This window comes from Gordonia sp. PDNC005, assembly GCF_016919385.1.
Lineage (GTDB): Bacteria > Actinomycetota > Actinomycetes > Mycobacteriales > Mycobacteriaceae > Gordonia.
The window spans coordinates 307,435-331,011 of sequence record NZ_CP070351.1 but is presented as its reverse complement, the minus strand read 5'-3'; the positions used below and the strand labels follow the sequence as shown (position 1 = coordinate 331,011).

Below are 23,577 nucleotides of genomic sequence, written 5' to 3'. Positions count from 1 at the left end.
CGTCGGCACTCCACGGGAGTGCCGACGCTGTTTTGTTACTCAGGCGGCGGAGAGCTCCGCGTCGATGCGCAGGAGGCCCGATCCGTCGCCGTGGACCAGGCGCAGACGGCCGAGGATCTCGCTGACGGTCGCTTCCTCTTCCACCTGCTCGGAGATGAACCAGTCGATCGTGGGCCGCGAATCGAGGTCGTGCTCGGCTTCGGCCTGGATGTAGAGGTTCCGGATCCCCTCGGAGACGGCGCGTTCGGCCTCGAGTGCGATCTCGAAGACGTCGGCGACCTCTTCCACCTTGATGGACGGGATGCTGATGTCACCGATCACCGGATGATTGTCACGGTCGGTGAGGTGCTTGATCAGACGGTCGGCATGAGTCAGCTCTTCGGCCGACTGCGCGCGCAGCCACGACGCCATGCCGGGCAGGTCGCGGAGTTCCACCTCGATCGCAAGCTGTCGGTACAGGAACGACGACTCGTATTCGCGTGTGATCTGCTTGGCGAATTCGACTTCCAGCTCTTCGCTCATCTTCATTTGGATTGCCTTACCTTTCGCTGGCGGGACGATTCCTTGCGGCTTCTGACTCATTCCAGAATAGCCATTTTCTGGAATGATTCCAGCGAGGTTCGGCATGCCTAAATGCCTCCTACCTGGGCAAAGCTGAGCCTAACTTCAGAAGAGAAAGGGAAGGCTACATACCAACGGAAACGACGAGAACATTGAATTCCTCGACATTCTGATGGGTGACGACAATGACCGTCCGCTCTGATCCGAACAGACCATCGGCATCAAGAATCCGGCGCAGCAGCGCAGGTGCGTCGTCCGAGTCCACATGCTCGGTCGGCTCGTCGAGAACAACAACCCGCGCCGGATGAAGGACGGCACGGGCGAGCAGGATCCGTCGTCGCTGACCGCCGCTGAGAGCGGAGCCGCCGCCTCCCAGATCCGTGTCGAGCCCGTCGGGCAGCGCTGCGAGCCAGTCCCCCAACCCGACCGCGGTGAGTGCGTCAGCGAAGTCGTCGTCGGTGGCGTCTCCGCGGGCCACGCGGAGGTTCTCGCGCAGCGACGTCGAGAAGAGGTGGCCTTCTTCGGCGAAGTAGGCCACGCTGCATTGCAGGGGCGCCGGTTCTGAACTGACCGAGCCGGCAAGAGGACGCAGTTGGCCGGCAATGGTCGCGGCCAACGTCGACTTGCCTGCGCCACTGCGTCCGACGACGAGCATCCGCGCACCCGGTGCGAGATCGAGGTCGATGCCGCCCGCTGGACCGAGTGGGCGATCGTGTCCCCATTGCAACCCGCGAACAGTCACGGACTGCGGGGCGGCGCTGAACACCGGGTCCGAACGCCTGTCGAGGTCGAGTACCGAGCCTGCGTCGTCGACCAATGCCATGACGCGCGCGGCCGCCTGGCGGCCACGCTGCCAGGCGATCGCGGCGTCGGTCAGCGGCCCGGTCGTCTCGAACGCCGACAGCGGCAGCAGGACCAGGACGCCGAACAGCATCGGCGTGATCACTCCGTCGGACGACGACGCACTGGCGAGCGAGCCGCTCAGCCCCGATGCGAGGTCGACTGCGATCACCGCTGCCGCGACAACGCTGACGAGCATCGCCACGGGTGTCATCGACGCGGCGAGGGCCTGCCGAGCCATACCCGCATCGACAGCGTGCGCGTGATCGTTCTCGGCGTCGCGGAGTCGCTGGAGGACAACTCTGCGTCGGCGCGCCACCACAAGCTCCGGACCGTGCCACAGCGCATTGGTCACCGCGTGGCCTGTCCGCTGCCTGGCTGCGGCACCGTCGGTGATCACGGCCACCGATGCCCGCGCCGCCCACCACGGCGCGAGGACTCCGCTGATCAACAGCGCACCGGCCAGCACAACTGCCGACAGCGGCGACACGACGGCCATGATCACAACTGCGGCCAGTCCCGTCACGGCGCCGACCGCCATCGGGACCACGCCGCGCACCACGGCGTCGCCGATCTCGTCGACGTCGTCGGCCGTCCGCGCGAGCAGCTCGGATCGTCGCGCGCCGACTCCTGATCCGCCTGCAAGAGCGCGGTACACGCGACTGCGGGCGGACGCCATCGCGTCCAGCGCGACGCGGTGCGACGCCAAGCGCTCGAGGTAGCGGAACAGCGCCCGCGAGATGCCCAGCGCCCGGACCGCGGTCACCGCGACCGAAAGGTACAAGACGGGCGGCATCTGCCATGCCCTGGTGATCAGCCACGCTGACAGCGCGGCCAGTCCGAGCGCCGACAACGCGCCGCCGGCGCCCAGGCCGACCGATGCCGCCAAGGAACGCCGACGCAGGCCGACGAAGTCGAACGCCCGCAGTAGCGGGTCGCTGCGCATCATCGGACCACAGCCTCGCCTGCCACGTCCACGACGTCCCCTCGACCCACGTTCGCGTCGAGATCATCGACCCGATGCGATACGAGTATCACAGTCGCTCCCGCAGCCGCGCGTCGACAGATCGTGGTCATCACGCGAGAGGCGGTCTCGTCGTCGAGGTGTGCTGTCGGTTCGTCCAGCAGGAGCAGCGGCGCATTCGACGCAAGAGTCCGGACCAGCGCGAGACGCTGCCGCTGACCTGCCGAGATCCCACTGCCTCCCGCGCCGATGGTCGTTTCGAGTCCGGCGGGAAGTTCCGCGACCACCGAGTCGAAGGCCACCGCATGTGAGACCTCAGCGACGAGTTCCGGATCGAGGTCGCCGAAGAGCGCAAGGTTGTCGGCGACCGTCCCCGGTTCGATCACCGGGTTCTGCGGCAACCACGCGACGTGCGTATGGAAGTCGTCGAGATCGAGGATGCCGACCTCAACGCCGTTGATTCGGACACAGCCCTCCTCCGCCTTCTCGAGGCCGAGGACGGCCGCCAGCACTGTCGATTTTCCGGCGCCGTTGGCACCGGTCAGGACGGTCACCTGACCTGGTCCGAGGGTCGCTGTGAGATGTCGCGGCGTCCACCCGTCTCGTCCGCGCACTCCAAGATCGTCCAGGGTGATGGTGAGCGGTGCCGCGACGGTGCGGTCTCTGCGAGCGACCGGAGCCGCATCGGCCGCGGATGACAGGAGCGCGAGCACTTCGCGGGAGGCTTCCTTGCCGTCTTCTGCGGCGTGGAACGCGGCGCCGATCCGACGGAGCGGCAGGTACGCCTCCGGTGCCAGGACCAAAGCCAGAACGCCCGCGTACAGGCTCATGTCACCGAACACGAGACGCAGACCGATCCCGACGGCGACGAGAGCGACACACAGGGTCGCGAGGAGTTCAAGGACAGCACCCGACAGGAACGCGATGCGCAGCGACGACATCGTGCTGCGGGTCAGGTTCGCGCCGAGCGTCTCGACACGCGCCGCCGGGCCGTTCGCACGCCCGAGCGCCTTCAATGTCGGCAGGCCGGTCAGCAGGTCGAGGAGCTGAGCGCTCTGCGCGCTCATCGCGTCGAGCTTGCGGCGCGTGCGGTCACGGGTCAGCATGCCGATCAACACCATGAACAGCGGGATCAGCGGCATTGTGACGATGATGATCACCGCAGACGGCCAGTCGGCCCACCAGACCACCGCGATCACCAGAGGTGTGATGACCACTGTCGACAGCAGCGCCGGAACGTAGTCGGCCAGGTAGTCGACGAGAGCGTCGAGTCCGCGCAGAAGCACCGTCGACGCCCGGTCGCGCTCGGCCGCCAACCGGTGCGGGGATGTGCGCGTGGGGTCGGTCAGCGCGTCGACGGCCGCCGATCGGAGTTCGGCGATCGTCTGCAGCGCGGCACGGTGGGCGTACCTGTCGCGTAGGAACGTCGTCGCGGCGCGGGTCGCGAAGGCGCCGACGAGCACCGCGAGGTGCATCCCCTGCGCGCCGAACGACCGTTCCGACGGATCGGTCACCAGGTCGGACAGCAGACCCGCGATCGCGACGGCCCCCGCGATCACCGCGATCACGTCGACGATCGCGAACAGCGCGAGTGCGATCGTGTACCTGCGCGCCGACGGCGAGTACGTCAGGAGTCGCCGATCGAACGGAGCCTCACCGCGCCCGTCTCTGCTCGTCGAGCGGATTGTCACAGAGGGAGCCCGACGGACGGCGGGATCTGGTCGACGGAGAGTCGTTTGCGGAACACCCAGTAACTCCACGCCTGGTATGCGATCACGACCGGGGTCATGAAGCCTGCGGCCCACGTCATGATGACGAGTGTGTAGTGGCTCGACGACGTGTTCTCGATCGTGAGGTTGAACGCGGCGTCGGTGGTCGACGGCAGGACGTTCGGGAACAGCACGCTGAACAGCATCGACACGGTGCCGATGATCGCCACCGATGTCGCGGCGAACGCAATGCCTTCGCGTCGGGCGTAAGCCGCCACGACGAGCACCACTGCGGCGAGGGCCGCAACAGCGACGATCACCCATGTCCACGGCTTGCCGTAGGCGATCTGCGTCCACAGCAGGAAGCCTGCGGCGACCGCCGCCGTCGGGATCGACAGACGCCACGCGAGAGTCTGCGCTTCGTCGCGCACCACGCCGCTCGTCTTGAGCCCGATGAACAGCGCGCCGTGGGTGAGGAAGGCGAGCAATGTCGTGGCGCCGCCGAGCAGCGCGTATGGGTTGAGCAGGTTGAAGAAGCCGCCCGTGTACTGGTGGTCTGCATCGATCGGCAGTCCGCGGACGACGTTCGCGAACGCGACACCCCAGAGAATCGCGGGAACCCACGAACCGACACCGATGCCGACGTCGCACCACGCGCGCCAGCGCGGGTTGTTGATCTTGCCTCGCCATTCGATGGCGACCACACGCACGATCAACCCGATCAGGATCAGGAACAGCGGGAAATAGAACGCGGAGAACATCGTCGCGTACCACCCGCCGAACGCCGCGAACATCGCGCCGCCGCCGGTCAGCAGCCACACCTCGTTGGCGTCCCACACCGGCCCGATCGTGTTCAAGAGGAGTCGACGGCGCTTGTCACCGTCGGGCTCCGCCGATCGGCCGAGGAACGGCAGCAGCATGCCCACGCCGAAGTCGAAGCCTTCGAGGACGAAGTACATGACGAACAGGACCGCGATCGTCGCGAACCAGAAGTGTTCCAGAGTCATTTCTCTCAGCCTCCTCAGTACGCGAACGACAGGGGTTTGTCGGAGTCGTCGTCTGCTCCGACGTCCGGCGCTTGGCCGTCCTTGTCGCTCGGCCCGGCGATGACGTACTTGCGTTCCAGGTAGAACCACACGACGCCGAGAGCGCCGTAGAGCAGGGTGAATCCGATCAAGGTGGTCCACACCATCGGCGGTGTGTGGTTGGAGACGCCGTCTTGGACGAGCATGTGGATCCGCAGCGGGTCGCCGTCCGCGTCTGCCCAGTTGGGCACCACGACCCATGGTTGTCGACCCATCTCGGTGAATATCCAGCCCGAGGCGTTCGCCAGGAACGGAGTCGGAAGCATCCAGAGGGCGAGGCGACCGAACTTCTGAGGCACCTCGCTCCGACCCTTGCGGAGGAACCAGAGGCCGCCGAGCGCCACCACCACGGAACCGAGGGCCCAGGTGATCATCGCGCGGAAACTCCAGTACGTGACGAACAGGTTCGGCGCGAAGTTCTGGTTAGGCATGTTCAGCTTCTCGCGGTACATCTCCTGCAACTCGTTGACGCCCTTGACCTCACTGTCGAAGGTGTGGTCGGAGAGGAACGAGAGCATGTTGGGGATGGCGATGACGTGCTCGATCGAGTCGCAGTTGTTCTGCCTACCGATGCTCAGCACCGAGAACGACGCGCCGGTCTCCGTCTCACACAGCGATTCGGCGGCTGCCATCTTCATCGGCTGCTGTTTGAACATCAGCTGGCCCTGCATGTCACCCGTGATGAACAGTGCAGCGCCGGCGGCGATCGTCACCCACAGCGCCATCCGGGTGACCGGTCTCCACAGCGTCGCGTTGTCGTGACGCAGTTGTTCCGGAGTGCGGTCGACCTGGCTCGGCGACGAGGTCTCGGGCACATCGGAGTGATCACCGGACGCGATCGCCTCGTCGAGTTTGCGGGCGCGGACGGTGTTGCGCGCCATCCACCAGATGCCGACGATCGCGACGAGCGTCGCCGCCGTCAAGAACGCGCCCGCGATGACGTGCGGGAAGGCGACGAGTGTTGTGTTGTTGGTGATCAGCGCGACGAAGTTCGTCATCTGCGGACGTCCGCGGACCGCATCCCATTCAACGCCGACCGGATGCTGCATCCACGAGTTGGCGGCGATGATGAAGTAGGCCGACGCGTTGACGCCGATCGCGACAAGCCAGATGCAGGCGAGGTGAATCCGACGTGGCAGTCTGCCCCAGCCGAACATCCAGAGTCCGATGAACGTCGACTCCAGGAAGAACGCCACGAGGCCTTCCATGGCGAGCGGCGCGCCGAAGACGTCGGCCACGTACCGGCTGTACTCGCTCCAGTTCATGCCGAACTGGAACTCCTGAACGATGCCCGTCGCGACGCCGAGCGCGAAGTTGATGAGGAAGATCTTCGCGAAGAATTTGGTGGCCCGCAGCCACTGCTCGTTGCCGGTCACATGCCACACGGTCTGCATCACCGCGATGAGCGGCGCCAGTCCGATCGTCAGCGGCACCAGGATGAAGTGGTAGACCGTCGTGATTCCGAACTGCCACCTGGAGATGTCTACGACATTCACGCTCGCCTCACAATCGTGTTGTCCCGAACTCGTCGTTGAGTTCTGTTCCGGAGCGTTACTACAGAGCGTAGTAGCGATCCTGTGGAATACAAGACCATCGTGACGCAGGAGACGAAAGACCCTGCCCTACCAGGTCGTCCGTCCTGTACCCACAGTCACATCATCCGCTCGGAGATGGCCCGTGACACCAGATTCGGCACATCGGGAGCCGCCGCAGACGGCGCAGGCAGAGGCGTGCAGTCGACCGATGTGACCCGCGCGGCGAGCGTCAACGACGACAGCAGCCAGACGCCGTCCGCCGACAGAAGATCGGACGGTGTCATCCGGGCCTCGCGAATCGACACGCCCGCGGTTGCAGCCACCCGGTAGAGCGCCTTCTGCGTGGTGCCGGGCAGAATGCCCTCGTCGCGCGGCGGCGTCGTCAGCGATCCATCAACAACGGCGACGACCGAAGCCCGCGGGCTCTCGAGGATCAGCCCGTCGGCGGAGACGTAGATCGCGTCGTCGAACCCGTAGCGCTGCGCATGACGCAGCGCAGCCATGTTCCGTGCGTAGCTGAGCGCCTTGGCGCCCGCGAGCTCCCACGGCTGTTCCGTCGACGGTTCGACGCCACGCGGCAGAAGGGTGACCCGCACGCCGTCACGCCGGGCCGTCGCCGAGCGCTCCGGGACCGGGGTCACCGTGAGGTAGCAGGTCGGCGGCCCACCCGACTCTCGCCCACGCGAGTACAGAATGCGCAGGCACGCGTCATCGGGCGACGCCCATTCACGCTCGGCCACAGTGATCGCTCGACGCAGCCCGTCGGTGTCGGGCGCGGGCAGGTCGAGGGCCCGAGCCCCGTCGTGCAGACGACTCAGATGCTCGTCGACCAGGCGAGAGGATCGATCTCTGATGAGAATCGTCTCGAAGACGCCGTCGCCCCTCAAAGCAGCGAGATCGTCCGCGAACAGCAGCGGAACGTCCGCGTCTCGCACCCGGCCCTCGGCGTCAACCACGATCACATCCACCACCGTAGACTGACGTCATGTCTGCGGATTCTTCTCGACCGGTGAGCTCTGCGATTCTGGCCGCGTCCGTCGACGCGGTCCCCACACCGGACGGGGACCTCAGTCCCGGTGTCGCCTGGCACTACGGCGACCCGCTCGGCGAGCAGCGCTCAGCATCACGCGGGGTGGTCGTGGTCGATCGCAGCGATCGGAGCGTCATCGAACTCGCCGGCCCCGAGCGACTCACATGGCTGCACACGATCTCCTCGCAGCACGTGTCGGCACTCCCCGACCGACGCAGTGCCGAGAATCTGTCCCTCGACCTGAACGGCCGCGTCGAGGACCATTTCGTCATCACCGACATCAACGACGTCACGTGGGTCGACACCGAGCAGTTCCGCGGCGCCGCGCTCGCCGACTTCCTCACGAAGATGGTGTTCTGGGCGCAGGTCACGCCCGCAGCACGTGCCGACATGGCGGTCCTGACGCTGATCGGCCCGGCGGCGCGCACGGGTGCCGTCGCGGAACTCCTCGAGATCCCGTCCGACGCCGACGTCTATGCGGCAGGCGACCTTCCCGAGCGGCACCACGACGAGGAGCCGCTCGGATTCTGGCGCGTGATGCCACCGATCGGTGAAGGACGCACCACACCCGTCGTCGATGTCGTGGTGCCGCGAGACGACCTCGCGGCGTGGTGGACGGAGATCACCGGCGCGGGTGCACAGCCAGCAGGCATGTGGACGTACGACGCGCTTCGGGTGGCCGCCGGGCGCGCTCGGCTCGGCATCGACACCGATGATCGAACGATCCCGCATGAAGCCGACTGGATCGGCGGGCCCGACCAACAGGGCGCCGTCCATCTGGAGAAAGGCTGCTACCGCGGCCAGGAGACGGTCTCACGCGTCGCGAACATCGGACGGGCACCTCGCCGTCTTGTGCTTCTGCATCTCGACGGCGCCACCGACGCACGGCCCGCGACCGGCGACCCGGTGTCCGTCGGTGGACGCAGCGTCGGACGCATAGGCACCGTGATCGATCACTACGAGCTCGGCCCGATCGCACTCGCTCTGGTCAAACGCGCGGTCCCGGTTGACGCCGACCTGGTCGCAGGCGCTCCGGAGGTCGGAACTGCGGCCCGTATCGACGACGACCTCTTTGTGCCAGACGACGCCGTTCCGGCAGGTCGTGCGGCACAGGATCGTCTCCGCGGGCGGTCCTGACCTCGCTCTCGGCCCAGGTGTGACGTCTCTCGCCACTCCACGCCCGGGGCTGAGGAGCTTTTGTCGTCAGCACGCGCTAGACTGCTGGTACGAGAATTACTAACGAATAGAACGGGGCCGCCACCACGTTGGCCGCCCCGTCATTGTGCGAGGGGGTCCCATATGGGCCGCGGCCGGGCTAAGGCAAAGCAGACGAAGGTTGCTCGACAGCTGAAGTACTCTGCTCCGAACACCGACTTCGACAGCTTGCAGCGCGAGTTGTCCAACGGTGAAGGGCAGTCGTACGTGACCGACACTTGGTCGGACGACGACTCCCGGAACAGCGAAGACGAGTGGCACCGCGCCTGAGGCGCGCACACTCGACTCCTCCCCTCACCTCGTTCCACGCCTTCTGACGCGATGAGAATTCTCGTTTCCGCGCGCCCGAACGGCCCCTGGTGAGTGCTGAACGGAACAGTCATGCATACGAGAGCGGGCCCGGTCGATCCTGACCGGGCCCGCTCTCGTGTATGTCAAGCCCACTCCTCGCCACCTGCTCGTTGAGCGAGCGGTAAGGGCGCACGCCTGACTCAACAAGCAGAAAACAACACGCTCGCTCAACGGGCAGTAGCGTTTACTGCTCGTTGAGCGGGCAGAGCGAGTCGAAGCGTCTTGAGGGCGGACCGGTCAGAAGCGTGCGTGGTCGCCGACGAGCTCGGCGCGGCCTGCAGCGCCGTCGGTGCCGCGAGTGATCGATCCGAGCACCCAGTTGTCGACGTGGCGAGCGGTGAGAACCGCCTGTGCCCGGTCGGTGTCTTCGGGTGCGACGATTGCGACCATCCCGACGCCCATGTTGAACGTGCGCTCCATCTCGAGGCGCTCGACGCGGCCGCGCTGAGCAATCATCGAGAAGATCGGGGCGGGCGTCCACGAGTTGCGTTCGAGGACCGCCTCGAGTCCAACGGGGAGCACTCGCCCGAGGTTGTCGGCGAGGCCGCCGCCGGTGATGTGCGCGAACGTGCGGACATCGGCTTCTGCGGCAAGCGCCAGGCAGTCCTTCGCGTAGATGCGGGTCGGCTCCAGGAGTTCTTCACCGAGGGTGCGACCGAACTCTTCGACGTGACCTTCGAGGTCGAGGTGACCGAGTTCGAGGAGCACGTTGCGGGCGAGCGAGTAGCCGTTCGAGTGCAGGCCCGACGAGCCCATCGCGATCACGACGTCCCCGGGACGCACGCGGTCGGGGCCGAGGATGTTGTCAGCTTCGACAACACCGACGCCAGTCGCGGAGATGTCGTAGTGGCCGTCTTCCATGACACCCGGATGTTCGGCTGTCTCGCCGCCCAGGAGTGCGCAGCCCGCGTCGACACAACCGTCGGCGATGCCCTTGACGATGTCGGCGACCATCTCCGGGATCACCTTGCCGACGGCGATGTAATCCTGGAGAAACAGCGGTTCGGCGCCGCAGACGACGAGGTCGTCGACGACCATGGCGACAAGGTCACGGCCCACGGTGTGGTGGATGCCCATCGCCTGTGCGACTGCCAGCTTGGTGCCGACGCCGTCGCTCGACGCGGCGAGAACCGGCTCGCGGTAGTCGCCCTTCAGTGAGAACAGGCCCGCGAATCCGCCGAGCCCGCCGAGGACCTCGGGTCGGGTAGCTCGCTTCGCGTGCGGCAGGAACAGCTCGACTGCGCGCTCACCTGCATCGATGTCCACACCGGCGGCCGCGTACGACGCACCGCCCCCGGATGCCTGGTTGGCGGCAGACCCGTCCGTCATCGTCGTACTTCTCCTACACATCGTGTTCTTCGACGCCGGCCGTGAGGGCCGTCCGCCGTGCTCATCGCACTCACGCTACCCGAGTGCTCGGTGGAATCTCTTGTCGCGACCGACTGCGGTCACGGCCGCATGACGGCGCTGACGTTGTCGTTCTGCGCGATCAGCGGATCTGCGGGGGTGGCATCGCTCGACATCATCGTTTCGAGGACCGCCTTGCCCATCGCCGTCTCGCCGGGCAGTTCTATCGGGTACTTGCCGTCGAAGCAGGCCGCGCAGAGGTTGGAGCGCTCCTCGCCGGTCGCTGCGATCATCTCGTCGACGCTGATGTAGCCGAGGCTGTCGGCGCCGATCGCCTGGCGGACACCGTCGACCATGTGCTCCTCCGACTCCATGCCGTTGGCGATCAGCTCGGCGGGCGACGCGAAGTCGATTCCGTAGAAGCAGGGCCAGCGGACCGGTGCGGATGCGATGCGGACGTGCACCTCCGCGGCGCCGGCCTCACGGAGCATGCGGATGAGGGCTCGCTGGGTGTTGCCGCGGACGATGGAGTCGTCGACGACCACCAGACGCCGTCCGCGGATCACTTCGCGGAGCGGATTCAGCTTGAGCCGGATTCCGAGCTGACGGATGGTCTGCGACGGCTGGATGAAGGTGCGTCCCACATAGGCGTTCTTCATCAGGCCCTGGCCGTATGGGATCCCGGACTCCTGCGCGAAACCGACGGCTGCCGGAGTACCCGACTCCGGGACGGGAATCACGAGATCGCCGACGGCGGGTTGTTCTCGGGCGAGACGGCGGCCGATGTCGACGCGTGCGGAGTGCACGGAGCGGCCGTGGATCACACTGTCCGGACGAGCCAGGTAAACGTGCTCGAACACGCACAGCTTGGGCGTGGCCTCCGCGAAGCGAGTGCTGCGGACACCGTTGTTGTCGATGGCGAGGAGCTCGCCGGGCTCGATGTCGCGGACGAACGACGCGCCGACGATGTCGAAGGCAGCGGTCTCCGAAGCAACGACCCAACCGCGGTCGAGGCGTCCGAGGGACAGCGGACGGATGCCGTGCGGGTCGCGTGCCGCGTACAGCGTGGTCTCGTCCTGGAAGGTGAGGCAGAACGCGCCCTTGAGCGTCGGTAGCAGTTCGACGGCCGCCTGCTCGAGCGTCTTGTCCGCCGCGCCGTGCGCAAGCAGCGCACCGACGACGTCGGAGTCGGACGATGCAGCGGAACGATCGGTCGGGCCGTACAGGCCGAGATCACGAGCACGCGCCGCGAGCTCCGCCGTGTTGACGAGGTTGCCGTTGTGGCCGAGCGCAACGCCGCTGCCCGCATCGGTGTGCCGGAAGATCGGCTGCGAGTTCTCCCAGGTAGTCGAGCCGGTGGTCGAGTAGCGGCAGTGTCCGACGGCCACGTGGCCGATCATGGATGCGAGCGTCTGCTCGTCGAACACCTGGCTGACGAGTCCGAGGTCTTTGAACACAAGAACCTGCGAGCCGTCGCCGACGGCGATGCCTGCTGCTTCTTGCCCACGATGCTGCAGTGCGTACAGGCCGTAGTAGGTGAGCTTTGCGACGTCCTCGCCCGGCGCCCAGACACCGAACACTCCGCATTCCTCGCGGGGTTCGTTCTCGGAGACGTCGTCAGGCTGCTGCGAATCCAGCAGGTTGCGAGAATGAATCGACAGGTCAGTCACGATGCGACGCTCCGGTTTCGTGGGCTGGACGGGCGTTTCCCAAGGGTACCTGCCACCCGGTGTTCCACAGAAGTTCAGCCGAGAACGTCACACCTGCGGCTTGAGCGGGACGACGGGCAGGAACGCCGCGACATCGCTTGCCCGATGCCCAGACACGCTCACCTCGTGGGTCTCCACGGCGTCGTCGAACCGAGCGAGTCCGGTCGCCAGGAGCAGCCAGGCGCGGGGAGTGGTCTCGATGACGTTCGGCGGTGTCCCCCGGGTATGGCGGACGCCTTCGATGCACTGCACCGCGACGAATGGCGGCACCCGGAGCTCAACGGAGTTGCCCGGCGCGTCCTGTGCAACTGTCCGCGCGGTGGTGCGCACGGCCGCGGCGAGCGCGGGACGCGGTGGAGTCGGGAGCGTCCCGTCGCGCAACCAGTCTGCGACGGCGAGCACCGCGGCCCTGGTCTGCGCTGCGTCGACCTTGTCCCTCGGCCCCATGGTCGTCAGCCGACGAACGGCGCGACGGCGCCGCGTTCGATGATCGTGTCGACGACGTCGTCGGACGTGCGCTCCTGTCCGATGACAAGTGTCTTGTTGCCGCCGTGGTAGTCGCTCGACCCGGTCTGCAACAGGCGCAGGTCGGTTGCGATTCCGCCGAGTTCCGCGCGCGCGGCGTCGTTGTGGTCGGGGTGGCGGACCTCGATGCCCTGCAGTCCCCTGTCGGCGAGCTCTTCGAGCACCTCCGCTGTCAGCACATCCGCCGCCGCGCGGGCGCGCGGGTGCGCGACGACGGGGACTCCCCCGGCCTCGCTGACCATCGTGATGCCTTCGACCAGCGTTGTGGAGCGCAGCGCGACGTAGAAGTCCCCGTCGTCGTCGAGCAATCCGCTGAACGCCTCCCCGACTGTGGAGATCACACCCGCCTCGACGAGTGCACGAGCGATGTGCGGTCGACCGATGTTGCTCGGCCCGGCGATCTCACGAACGCGCTCAAGGTCGATCCGGTAGTCGGCGGCGATCAGCTTCTCGACGATCCTCTCGCCACGAAGTCGGCGGTCGTCCTTCATCCGCTGCCATTCCGCGACGATCGCGGGCGATGCCGGATCGAACAGGTACCCGAGCAGGTGGACGGACACCAACGACCCGTCGGCCGCCGGGTGCTTCGTGGAGAACTCCGCACCGGGCAGGACTCGCATACCCGCAGGCACCGAGGCCGCGACCGGCTCCCACCCCTTGGACGTGTCGTGATCGGTGAGCCCGAGTGTTGTCAGTCCCGCCGCCTTCGCCGCCGCGAACAACTCCTCCGGGGTGTCGGTGCCGTCGGAGAAGTGAGTATGCACATGCAGATCCGCGGTCATCATGCCTGGAATGCTATTCCACAGCACGGGCGGCACTAACCTGTCGTTCGGTGTCAGCAGGCGACACCGAAGGGCAGGTTAGGGCGAACGGCCGCGTCGGTGTCGCCGTTTCCGGCACCATGACGTCATGGGTGCGGAAGTTGACCATCAGAAGTTCAGCGGTGCCGATCGGGTGCGGTTCCGGTCGCAGGTGTCCAAGGGCACGGACGCGATCGCGCGGATGCTCGCCGACGGACTGTTCACCGACCACGGTCGGCCTCCGGAGCCGCTGCTCGGAATGGAGGTGGAGCTGAATCTGATCGACGAGAACGCCGAGCCGTCGATGGCGAACACCCGGGTTCTCGAGGCGATCGCCGACCCCGACTTCCAGACTGAGCTCGGCCAGTTCAACGTCGAGATCAACGTGTCGCCTCGGCCCTTCGTCGGTGGCGACACGGTGAGCCTGGAGCAGATGTTGCGCACGTCGCTGAACCGCGCCGAGGCACGGGCGGCGTCGACGGGCAATCACCTGCTGATGATCGGGATGCTGCCGACACTGCGGCACGAGCACTTCGCCGGGCAGTGGATCTCGACAAATCCCCGCTACAGCCTGCTCAACGAGCAGATCTTCGCCGCACGCGGCGAGGATTTGGAACTCGACATCACCGGTGTCCCACTGTCGGAGCCGTTCAACGCCGAACGACTGCTGACGACAACCGACTCGATCCTGCCGGAAGCTGCGTGCACGTCACTACAGTTGCACCTGCGGGTGGCCCCGGAAGACTTCGCCGCACATTGGAACGCCGCCCAGGCCATCGCGGGGATCCAGGTGGCACTGGCGGGCAATTCACCGTTCCTGTCCGGCAAGGCGCTGTGGCATGAGACCCGTATCCCGGTGTTCGAGCAGGCCACCGACACTCGGCCGCTCGAACTCCGCAACCAGGGCGTCCGGCCGCGCGTATGGTTCGGCGAACGATGGATCAACACCATCTTCGACCTCTTCGAGGAGAACACTCGCTACTTCCCGGCGTTGCTTCCCGTGTCGACGGACATCGACCCGATCGACGAACTCGACGCAGGCAGGATCCCCGACCTCGACGAACTGCGGATGCACAACGGCACGGTGTATCGGTGGAACCGGCCCGTGTACGACGTCGTCGACGGGCAGGCGCATCTACGTGTCGAGAACCGAGTGCTGCCCGCGGGCCCGACCGTCGTCGACATCATGGCCAACTCCGCGTTCTATTACGGTCTGGTGCGCGGCCTCGTCGAGTCGGACCGCCCGCTGTGGTCGCAGATGTCGTTCGACGCGGCCCGCGAGAACCTCGCCGCCGGAGCCCAGTGGGGCCTCGACTCGCAGTTGTACTGGCCCAACATCGGGTGGGTGAGCCCCGACGAGTTGACGCTGCGCCGCCTGCTGCCACTCGCTGAGAAGGGCTTGACCTCCTTCGGGGTGTCGGAGAAGGCGAAGCGTCGCTATCTCGGCGTCATCGAAGGTCGCTGCGTCACCAAACAGACCGGTTCGGTGTGGCAGCGTCGCGCCGTCCTCGCTCGCGAGGAGGCCGGCGAGACGCGCCAGCAGGCGCTCCACGGCATGCTGCTCGACTACAAGACCTTGATGCACGAGGGCGAGCCTGTGCACAACTGGCCGCTGTAGAACGGGTAGTCATCGGGTCCGAGTCGTGCAGGCCGTACGATATCCGCCATGACCAGCCCGTACCCGCCGAATCCGTGGGAGAAGAACAACGGCTTCCAGCAGCCGACTCCGCCGGCTCCCCCACTGGTGGCCATCGGCGACATCTCGTGCACCCAGACACACGTCGTAACGCCGAGCGGGACCGTGCCTATCGCCGGTGCGAGTTGGCACGTGACCGACATGTCGCACACGTCGGAGGAGATCCCTACGTGGGCGATCGTCTGTGCAATCGTCGGCGCGTTCGTGGTCTGCCTTTTCAGCCTGTTCTTCCTGCTCGCGAAGGAACGTCGGACGACTGGCTTTGTGCAGGTGACGGTGACCAGCGGCGGTTTCATGCACACGACATCAGTCCCGGTCTTCGACCCGTCGAACGTCATGGACGTCTACAACCGCGTCGCGTACGCCCGCAACCTCAGCGGCGTCCAGTACTGACCGACGCCGCCTGACCTGGTCAGTTCGAGTTCGCCGCCGCTATCGCGATGATGACGACGATGATCAGGACGACAACGGCGAACCCGATGGCCATGCTGATCCACGCCCAGCGCGCGTACTTCTCCGATTCGACTGCGGCGTGGCGTGCGGCGTCGTATTGACCCATCCCCCACAGGCTCGTCACCGAGTTGGATTTGGTGATCCCGATGATGCCGAAGATCAGCGGAGCGAGCCCGATGAGTGTCGTGTAGCAGCCGACGACCAGGAGACCGCCGAACACCGTCGCGAGAATCGCCGACGTCTGCGCTGTACGCGGCATCGGCTGACCGAATCCCATCGGCTGATACTGCTGCACGAACGGCGGCTGGGTGTACTGGGGTTGGGTGTACTGGGGTTGGGGAACCGCGTACTGAGGCTGGGGCTGACCGTACTGAGGCGGGACAGCGCTCTCCGGTTGAGCGAACGGGTCGGGTGCCGGAGTGTAAGGCGGGGCCACCGGCGGCACCTCGTTGAACATGGTCTGCGCGTACGCCTCGGGGTCAGCCAACTCGTTCTTCTCCAGCGACAGCTTGCCGACTTGGGTCTCGTCGTATGCGGTCCAGTCGTCGTTCGGTTGCTTCGCCGCGTTTTTGTCCAGCGGGTCGTTCGGTTCAGTCATGGGCGTTCATACTTTCAGGTCGGAGAAGGGCGCAAACGGAAGGTTTCGGATGACGAACCAGACGGCCGTCGCCGCCAGCGCAATCCAGGGCGTGTATCGAAGATGCTGCCAGCTGCGCAGTTTTCGGCCACGCCAGAGGCCGACGACGTGCATCACGAAGGCCGCGACGATCAACATCATCGCGACAACTCCGAGCGCGTTGTAGTGCAGGGCAGCCGGGACGTCACCGTGCAGCAGACTGTAGAGCGCTCTCGTCGATCCGCATCCGGGACAGTTGACGTGCAGCAGGGAATTCGTCGGGCAGGGAGGCAGAACGCCACCCGGAGTTGTCGGGTCGCCCACCCAGACCAGCACCGAGACCGCAATAGCCGCACTCACCCCGAGGACGGGAGTAAGCACACGATGATTGGCGATCGTCGACATGCGACGTTCGAGTGTCGACGGCCGCCGCTGGTTCGGCATCTGACTCAAATCGAAGTGCCCGAGCTGCTTCCCGTCTCAAACAAGACGAGGAAGAACACCACGTACACAACGATCACAGCGACGTAGACCACCGCACTCGCGACGGCGCTCCAAATCGCGAACTTCTTCGCATCGTCAGACGCTCGTTGGGCGCCTGCGTAGTCGCCCATGGCCCACAACTTGCCGACCGACGTCGACTTGACGATCGAGACCACCCCGAGCGGCAGGCAGCAGAGCACCGTCGACAGAATCGCCCACACGAGATAGTCATCGGGCTGCGCGACACGAGGAGGCCCCGCCGGGTAACCCGGCTGTGCGAATCCCGGCTGGACATAGCCCTGCCCTGGACCCGGAACGTACCCGTGCTGGGCGTATCCCTGCTGGGCGTATCCCTGCTGCGGCGCGCCGAACTGACCCTGCCCGAACTGCGGGTCGGGAACCTTCGGCTCACTCGAATCGGGCGAGCCCTCGCCAGAGGGCGTATCTGGTTTGTCAGGCTCGACGCCGTCGGGATTGGTCATCACCGTTCGATTGTCCCCTCAGTTCTGATGTTCACACTCTAGCTAGTTAGCTAAAGATTTGCGCCCTGCCGTTTCGCGCCTGGTGTCACTTGGATCCGGCGACCAGCCCTCGTCCCGTCACGAGCGGCAGATCCAAAGCCGTGACCAGTCCCGGACGAGCCGCGACGACAGCCGGCACGGCGTTCACAAGCCGCTGCGCAGTCACAATCATGCCGGACACGTTGTGGTCGCCGTCGCGGCCGTGGTGAGTCATCTCGACGCTCATATGCGGTTCGCCGGAGATGACGATCCGGTAGCAGCCGTCCCCTTCGGCCGGGCGCGGCCACTCTGGACATTGGTCGCGGTGTGTACGGGTGTAATGCTCGAGCACGATCCGATCGACGCCGTCGACCTGCCCGACCACCTCGAAGTGCAGCGCGGCCATCGTGCCCGCCGGAATCTGCACCGACACTGTGTCGACGTCGACCGACGCCGCGACCTTCTCGTGCCGCTCGACGAGCGGCTCGTCGAGCGTCACACCGAGTCCCGCCGCGATCTGACGGACGACGCTGCCCCACGCCAATGACAGGACACCCGGCATCAAGAGCATCGGGGTGTGGTCGAGGGGCTTTCCGAAGCCGAACAACTCGGCCATGACGACAGGTTGGTAATACGTGGAGTAGTCGGCGATCTCCATGCAACGAACTTCGTCGATCTCCTGCGACAGGCTCGTCATCGACAGTGGAAGCACATCGTTCGCGAATCCCGGGTCGATGCCGTTGACGTGAATGCTCGCACCGCCCGCCTGCGCAGCATTCTCGACGGACTCGATCATCGACTCGGGCAGCACACCGTATGGGAACTGGAGTATCACCGGCCCGGACGACACGACGTTGATTCCGGCCTCGACGAAAGAAGTGAGGTCGGCGATCGCCTCAGCCACCCGATCGTCGGTCATGGCCGTGTGAACTATCGCGTCCGGCTTCAGCGCAAGAAGTGCGTCTTTGTCGTTCGTCGCGACGATTCCGAGGTCCCTGCCGAGTCCAGCGAGACGCCCTGCGTCCTTCCCCACCTTCGCCGGATCCGACACCCACACACCGACCAATTCGAGGTCGGGGTGCGCGTCGATCCCCGTGATCGCATGTCGGCCAACGGTTCCGGTGGACCATTCCACAACTCGCAATGTCATGAGCCAACGCTATGCCGCGTCACTCCATCGGCGGGCGACTTGGCCTGAATACGACGAACCGCGCCGGGGCGGAGCCCCCGGCGCGGTTCGACTGAGCATCAGCGTCGCTGGTCGAAGCGAGCGCCCTCGGGCTTGCTGTCCATGCACATGAGAACGAGCACGACCAGTCCACCGACGAATGGGATGAGGACCAAGAGGTACATCAGGCCGCTGTACCCTGCGTCGTGGAGTCGCCTCACGCCGACCGCGATCGACGGCACCAGCACCGCAAGCACGTAGACGAGCACAAGCAGTCCGAAAACCACGCCGATCGCGCTGTCGCCGGCCGCGAACAGCGGGATCTCCAGAACAAGGACGATCAGGAAGTTCGCGAGCACCCACCACCAGTACTCGCCACGGCTGGCTCGGCCGTCGAATCGTGCGTACTTCTGGAAGACACGACGCACCGCATCGGCGAAACCGATTCCGTACCAGGGGAGATCGAGAGTTCCCGGATCGCCCTGGGTCGGTTGACCCGCGAACTGATTCGGCGCGCCGTACGGGTTCTGGGGTGCCGCGGCCGGCGGCTGAAAGGCGCCCTGCTGCTGGTCGTACCCGCCGACCGGCTGACCATACACCGGGGGCTGCTGCCCGTACGACGGCTGGCCTTGGGGCGCACCGTAGGCGGGCGGCGGGGTCTGAGGCTGTCCCTTGTCGAAGTTCGGCGTCTGCCCGAACTGAGTCTGGCCGAACGGATCCGGCTGTGCGTTCGGATCGCCGGGGTTCTGAGGCGGATAAGTCATGGTCGGTCCTGTTCGGTTCGGATCATGGAGACGTAATCGTAACTGGCTCTGACGAGTCGAGCAGAGATTACCCATTCAGCGCCCTGACCTCATCCGGTCGTACGACGGGGCATGGACCGTTTGGGATCGCTACTTCTCCGGTCCGTCATGCCCCCGGAGTTCGTGGAGCGCGTTGCGGATGCGTTCGGTGTCGGCGGCAGTCCAACCGTCTGGGTTCGTCACCGCGACCCAACCGTCGAGGATCTGTGTGCCGTAGTTGTGTCCGTGACCGTCGGGCACGCCTGCCGCGTTTCCGAGGTCGGCACTGACCTGCCAGAACGTGACGATCGGGTACCACCGCATGGCGGAGGCGTTGCCGGCAGTCCGTTCGGCGAGCCAGTCCGGTTCGGAGAACAGCAGGTCAGTGGACCACCAGACAACGGGGTCGGACGGATGCTGGAGATACAGGACCCGCGGCGCCAACCACTCTCGTGCATTCCGTGTGATGCCTTCGGCGTCGTTCGCGAACCGAACCACCAGGCCGTCGGCGTACGTCGGCTCCGTCTCCGGCGTCCCCGGATCGCGCCTGTCGGTGAGACTGCGCCACAAAGGGTTCGAGTTCGGCGGACCCACCCACAGCACACCGTCGACGGTGTCCCGGATCTCGGCGAGGCCGTCGAACGCTCCCTCACCCGCCTGCGTCCCCAAGCTCTCGCCGTAGACGAACAACTTCGGGCGGTGGCCTGCGGGTTTTGTGAGCCACCGATCGTGCACGGCGGTCACCAAGGCTCGCCCGGCGTCGGCGGCGGCCTGCCGGTCGGCGACGAACGACAACCAACTCGGCAGATACGAATACTGCGCGGCCACGAGGGCCGAGTCACCGTCCGCAACCAGTTCCATCGTCTGCGCAGCGGTCGGATTGACCCATCCCGTGCCTGTCGTCGGAATGACGACGAGCGTCTTCCTGTCGAACGCGCCGGTGCGTTCGAGTTCGTCGACGATCACCCGCATCCGCGCATCGGTGTCGCCAGCGGTCTCCAGGCCTGCGTAAACGCGAATCGGCTCCTTCGCCGGGCGGCCCGTCAGTCGACTCAACTCGGCGGCGCGGACTCCACCTGAGACGAAGTTCCGGCCCTCGAATCCGAGCGACTCCCAGGACGCCCTCGACGCCGGGCTCCCCGACTTCTCCGGCAGTGTCGGCTGCACGGCCCCGTCGCGAGTGGTGTCGTTCTGCGCGCTGAACGCCCAGTTCAACGCGGCATATCCCACTCGAACCCCGACACCGGCGACAAGAAGGTACGTCACGAGCGCAACGGCGACCGCGCCGACAGCAACGGCCGCGCGCCGCGGAAACCGCCACCGCCTGATGAGCAGCCCGGCAACCCACCTGCTCTCGTCGCGAAGGCCACGGGCCGTCGCGAGGATCATCAGGCCGATGACGGCGCTCAACACTATCGTCCGGGAGTAGCCGAGGACGGTGGGCGGGACGGTGCCCATGTAGTCGGCGATCTGGCGCTGCCACCGCACCGCCGCGACCAGCATGAGCACGGTGCCCACCGCACAGATCGTGTGAATCCCCAACCGGATCCTCGTCTGCACGATTGTCGACGGCGGCCAGAATCCCAGCCTCGGAACCAGCCAGCGTCGCGCCGCCCCGGCGACGACGATCCCGATCCCGTGACCGATCGCCGCACTGATCCCGCCGATGAGGCCCTGAAACATCCAGTCCCGCGGTAGGAGGGACGGTGTCAACGACATCCACAGGAACAGCGTCGCCCCCACGAGTCCCGCTGTCGGGACCCGTAGGAGCGAGCCGATGGAGTCTGCCGCGCGACGAGCAGGCGAAGGCAGCGCGCGAAGGTCGAGGAGACTCAGCCGAAGAGCTCCGGCAGTGTGCCTTCGTGCGCTTCCCGCAGTTCAGTGAGCTTCACGGAGAACTGGTCCTGGACCTCGAGTTCATCGCTGCCCTGGTCGACGACGCCGATGCGCGTCCACGGCATCTGACGCGCGGTCAGCATGCCCGTGAATCGGGTCTCCTCCGACCGCGGAACGGCGACGAGCACACGACCGGTCGACTCCGAGAAGAGCCACACGAACGGGTCGGCGCCCTCCGGCAGCAGGATGCGGCAGCCCGTCTCACCGGCGAGAGCCGCCTCGGCGACGGCCTGGATCAGGCCGCCTTCGGACAGGTCGTGCGCGGCCGACACAAGACCGTCCCGCGAAGCGGCGATCAGGATGTCGCTGAGCAGGCGCTCACGCTTGAGGTCGACCTTCGGCGGCACGCCGCCGAGGTGATCGTGCTCAACCTGCGACCAGATGGAACCGTCGAACTCGTCGAGGGTGTCGCCCATCAGGATGAGCGTCTCACCCGGCTCCGTGCCGATGCCGTTCGGGATGCGACGACGGACGTCGTCGATCACACCCAGCACAGCGACCACCGGGGTCGGAAGGATCGCCGTCGAGCCGGTCTGGTTGTAGAAGCTGACGTTGCCGCCGGTCACCGGGATGCCCAGTTCGGCGCAGCCGTCGGCGAGGCCGCGGACGGCCTGGCTGAACTGCCACATGACGGCCGGGTCCTCGGGCGAACCGAAGTTGAGGCAGTTGCTCACCGCGCTCGGCTTGGCGCCCGACACCGCGACGTTGCGGAACGCCTCGGCGAGCGCGAGTTGCGCGCCGTTGTACGGATCGAGGTAGGTGTAGCGGCCCGACGCGTCGGTCGAGATCGCTACGCCGCGACCGGTCTTCTCGTCGATGCGGACCATGCCGGAGTCGGCGTGCTCAGCGAGCACAGTGTTGCCACGGACGTAGCGGTCGTACTGCTCAGTGATGAACTTGCGGCTGCACAACGCGGGGCTGGCGACCATCTTCAGGAACGTCTCGCGCAGCTCGTCGCCGGTCTCCGGACGCTTCAGACCTGCGGTGGTCGACGCGATGACGTCGTCCTGCCAATCGGGGCGCTCGACGGGACGGTTGTACACCGGGCCGTCGTGGGCCACGGTGCGCGGCGGCACGTCGACGACGGTCTCGCCGTGCCAGGTGATCTGGAGGTGCTCACCGTCGGTGACCTCGCCGATCACGGTGGCCAGGGCGTCCCACTTGCGGCACACCTCCATGAACTTGTCGACGTTCTCGGGCGTGACGACGGCGCACATGCGCTCCTGCGACTCGCTCGACAGCACCTCGGCCGGCGTCATGCCGACGGCACGCATCGGGACCTTCTCGAGGTCGATGTGCATGCCGCCGTCGCCCGCGGCGGCGAGCTCGCTCGTGGCGCACGAGAGTCCGGCGCCGCCGAGGTCCTGGATGCCGACGACGAGGCCCTCGCGGTACAGGTCGAGGCAGCACTCGATGAGCACCTTCTCGGTGAACGGGTCGCCGACCTGGACGCTCGGCAGCTTCTTGCGAGAGGAACGATTCCCCGCTGAACCATCGGACCCGCTCGCTTCGCTCCCGGCGTCCGCATCGTCGAAGGTCTCCGACGCGAGGACCGACACGCCGCCGATGCCGTCGAGGCCCGTGCGGGCACCGAACAGGATGATCTTGTTGCCCGCACCCGACGCGAAAGCGAGGTGCAGGTCTTCAGCGCGGAGGACACCGGCGCAGAGCGCGTTGACCAGCGGATTGCCCTGGTAGCTGGCGTCGAAGACGGTCTCGCCGCCGATGTTCGGCAGGCCGAGCGAGTTGCCGTAACCCCCGACGCCGCGGACCACGCCGTCGACCACGCGACGGGTGTCCGGATGATCGGCGGCACCAAAACGCAGCTGGTCCATCACTGCGATCGGGCGGGCGCCCATCGCCATGATGTCGCGGACGATGCCGCCGACACCGGTGGCCGCGCCCTGGTAGGGCTCCACGTAACTCGGGTGATTGTGCGACTCGACCTTGAACGTCACGGCCCAGCCGTCACCCACGTCGACGACGCCTGCGTTCTCGCCGATGCCCGCGAGCATGCTCGACCGCATCTCGTCGGTGGTGGTCTCACCGAAGTAACGCAGGTGCACCTTCGACGACTTGTAGCTGCAGTGCTCGGACCACATCACCGAGTACATCGCGAGTTCCGCGTCCGTGGGACGACGGCCCAGGATCTCGCGGATACGCGCGTACTCGTCGTCCTTCAAACCGAGCTCGGCGTACGGCTGCGGTGTGTCGGGGGTCTCGGCGGCGTGGGAAACGGTATCTACCTGGGCGCTCACAGCAGACATTCTATGTCAGCGCGCGAGTGCTCCGGTCCATCACCCAATACGGCT

At 66.2% G+C, this 23,577-nt stretch carries 21 protein-coding genes; 4 read left to right on the top strand and 17 right to left on the bottom strand.

Annotated elements, in window-relative coordinates:
• Positions 1-39 precede the first annotated feature (39 nt).
• The 6 genes from JVX90_RS01650 to JVX90_RS01625 all read right to left on the bottom strand — a co-directional run bounded on the left by JVX90_RS01650 (position 40) and on the right by JVX90_RS01625 (position 7,656).
• A complete protein-coding gene (locus tag JVX90_RS01650) occupies positions 40-528 on the bottom strand; it encodes a ferritin (RefSeq protein ID WP_008378684.1) in 489 nt (162 codons plus the stop codon).
• Positions 529-685: 157 nt separating this feature from the next.
• A complete protein-coding gene (cydC, locus tag JVX90_RS01645) occupies positions 686-2,347 on the bottom strand; it encodes a thiol reductant ABC exporter subunit CydC (RefSeq protein ID WP_205332229.1) in 1,662 nt (553 codons plus the stop codon).
• Positions 2,347-4,056: a thiol reductant ABC exporter subunit CydD gene (gene cydD / locus JVX90_RS01640; RefSeq protein WP_240194011.1), complete on the bottom strand. Its 1,710-nt coding sequence runs from the start codon at positions 4,054-4,056 to the stop codon at positions 2,347-2,349. The genes cydC and cydD overlap by 1 nt, the downstream gene beginning before the upstream one ends.
• Positions 4,053-5,081: a cytochrome d ubiquinol oxidase subunit II gene (gene cydB, locus JVX90_RS01635; protein ID WP_205330747.1), complete on the bottom strand. Its 1,029-nt coding sequence runs from the start codon at positions 5,079-5,081 to the stop codon at positions 4,053-4,055. The genes cydD and cydB overlap by 4 nt, the downstream gene beginning before the upstream one ends.
• A gap of 14 nt (positions 5,082-5,095) precedes the next feature.
• A complete protein-coding gene (locus JVX90_RS01630) occupies positions 5,096-6,655 on the bottom strand; it encodes a cytochrome ubiquinol oxidase subunit I (RefSeq protein ID WP_205330746.1) in 1,560 nt (519 codons plus the stop codon).
• 155 nt (positions 6,656-6,810) lie between these two features.
• Positions 6,811-7,656 carry an aminodeoxychorismate lyase gene (locus tag JVX90_RS01625; protein ID WP_240194010.1) on the bottom strand — a complete coding sequence of 282 codons (846 nt, stop codon included), beginning with the start codon at positions 7,654-7,656 and terminating at the stop codon, positions 6,811-6,813.
• 23 nt (positions 7,657-7,679) lie between these two features.
• Here JVX90_RS01625 and JVX90_RS01620 point away from each other — a divergent pair, with 23 nt between their 5' ends.
• The gene (locus JVX90_RS01620) at positions 7,680-8,861 is read left to right on the top strand and encodes a folate-binding protein YgfZ (protein ID WP_205330744.1); all 1,182 of its coding nucleotides are present in this window, start codon (positions 7,680-7,682) and stop codon (positions 8,859-8,861) included.
• Positions 8,862-9,023: 162 nt separating this feature from the next.
• Positions 9,024-9,209, top strand: a complete 186-nt coding sequence (locus JVX90_RS01615; RefSeq protein ID WP_205330743.1) for a DUF3073 domain-containing protein — start codon at positions 9,024-9,026, stop codon at positions 9,207-9,209.
• Between the two features lie 318 nt (positions 9,210-9,527).
• Here the strand turns inward: JVX90_RS01615 and purM are convergent, their stop codons facing one another.
• From purM to JVX90_RS01595, 4 genes are all read right to left on the bottom strand, one after another.
• Complete coding sequence (purM, locus tag JVX90_RS01610; protein ID WP_205330742.1) at positions 9,528-10,619, bottom strand: phosphoribosylformylglycinamidine cyclo-ligase; 1,092 nt, start codon at positions 10,617-10,619, stop codon at positions 9,528-9,530.
• Between the two features lie 119 nt (positions 10,620-10,738).
• Positions 10,739-12,307 (bottom strand): amidophosphoribosyltransferase, encoded by a 1,569-nt coding sequence (gene purF / locus JVX90_RS01605; RefSeq protein WP_205330741.1) that lies wholly within the window; start codon positions 12,305-12,307, stop codon positions 10,739-10,741.
• Between the two features lie 87 nt (positions 12,308-12,394).
• Positions 12,395-12,793 carry a sterol carrier family protein gene (locus JVX90_RS01600; protein WP_205330740.1) on the bottom strand — a complete coding sequence of 133 codons (399 nt, stop codon included), beginning with the start codon at positions 12,791-12,793 and terminating at the stop codon, positions 12,395-12,397.
• A gap of 5 nt (positions 12,794-12,798) precedes the next feature.
• Positions 12,799-13,656 carry a PHP domain-containing protein gene (locus tag JVX90_RS01595; protein WP_240194009.1) on the bottom strand — a complete coding sequence of 286 codons (858 nt, stop codon included), beginning with the start codon at positions 13,654-13,656 and terminating at the stop codon, positions 12,799-12,801.
• Positions 13,657-13,780: 124 nt separating this feature from the next.
• Here JVX90_RS01595 and JVX90_RS01590 point away from each other — a divergent pair, with 124 nt between their 5' ends.
• Together JVX90_RS01590 and JVX90_RS01585 are read left to right on the top strand one after the other, a co-directional pair.
• Positions 13,781-15,289 carry a glutamate-cysteine ligase family protein gene (locus JVX90_RS01590; RefSeq protein ID WP_205330739.1) on the top strand — a complete coding sequence of 503 codons (1,509 nt, stop codon included), beginning with the start codon at positions 13,781-13,783 and terminating at the stop codon, positions 15,287-15,289.
• Between the two features lie 48 nt (positions 15,290-15,337).
• Complete coding sequence (locus tag JVX90_RS01585; RefSeq protein ID WP_205330738.1) at positions 15,338-15,760, top strand: hypothetical protein; 423 nt, start codon at positions 15,338-15,340, stop codon at positions 15,758-15,760.
• A gap of 19 nt (positions 15,761-15,779) precedes the next feature.
• Here the strand turns inward: JVX90_RS01585 and JVX90_RS01580 are convergent, their stop codons facing one another.
• From JVX90_RS01580 to purL, 7 genes are all read right to left on the bottom strand, one after another.
• On the bottom strand, positions 15,780-16,418 hold the full coding sequence (locus tag JVX90_RS01580) for a hypothetical protein (protein ID WP_205330737.1): 639 nt from the start codon (positions 16,416-16,418) through the stop codon (positions 15,780-15,782).
• 6 nt (positions 16,419-16,424) lie between these two features.
• On the bottom strand, positions 16,425-16,880 hold the full coding sequence (locus JVX90_RS01575) for a DUF2752 domain-containing protein (RefSeq protein WP_336820157.1): 456 nt from the start codon (positions 16,878-16,880) through the stop codon (positions 16,425-16,427).
• A gap of 5 nt (positions 16,881-16,885) precedes the next feature.
• The gene (locus tag JVX90_RS01570; RefSeq protein WP_205332225.1) at positions 16,886-17,401 is read right to left on the bottom strand and encodes a CD225/dispanin family protein; all 516 of its coding nucleotides are present in this window, start codon (positions 17,399-17,401) and stop codon (positions 16,886-16,888) included.
• Positions 17,402-17,486: 85 nt separating this feature from the next.
• A complete protein-coding gene (locus JVX90_RS01565) occupies positions 17,487-18,569 on the bottom strand; it encodes a diacylglycerol kinase (RefSeq protein WP_205330736.1) in 1,083 nt (360 codons plus the stop codon).
• 98 nt (positions 18,570-18,667) lie between these two features.
• Complete coding sequence (locus JVX90_RS01560) at positions 18,668-19,351, bottom strand: DUF805 domain-containing protein (protein WP_205330735.1); 684 nt, start codon at positions 19,349-19,351, stop codon at positions 18,668-18,670.
• A 129-nt stretch (positions 19,352-19,480) separates the two neighbouring features.
• Positions 19,481-21,088 carry an alpha/beta hydrolase gene (locus tag JVX90_RS01555; protein ID WP_205332224.1) on the bottom strand — a complete coding sequence of 536 codons (1,608 nt, stop codon included), beginning with the start codon at positions 21,086-21,088 and terminating at the stop codon, positions 19,481-19,483.
• Positions 21,089-21,201: 113 nt separating this feature from the next.
• A complete protein-coding gene (gene purL, locus JVX90_RS01550; protein WP_205330734.1) occupies positions 21,202-23,532 on the bottom strand; it encodes a phosphoribosylformylglycinamidine synthase subunit PurL in 2,331 nt (776 codons plus the stop codon).
• Positions 23,533-23,577: the final 45 nt, after the last annotated feature.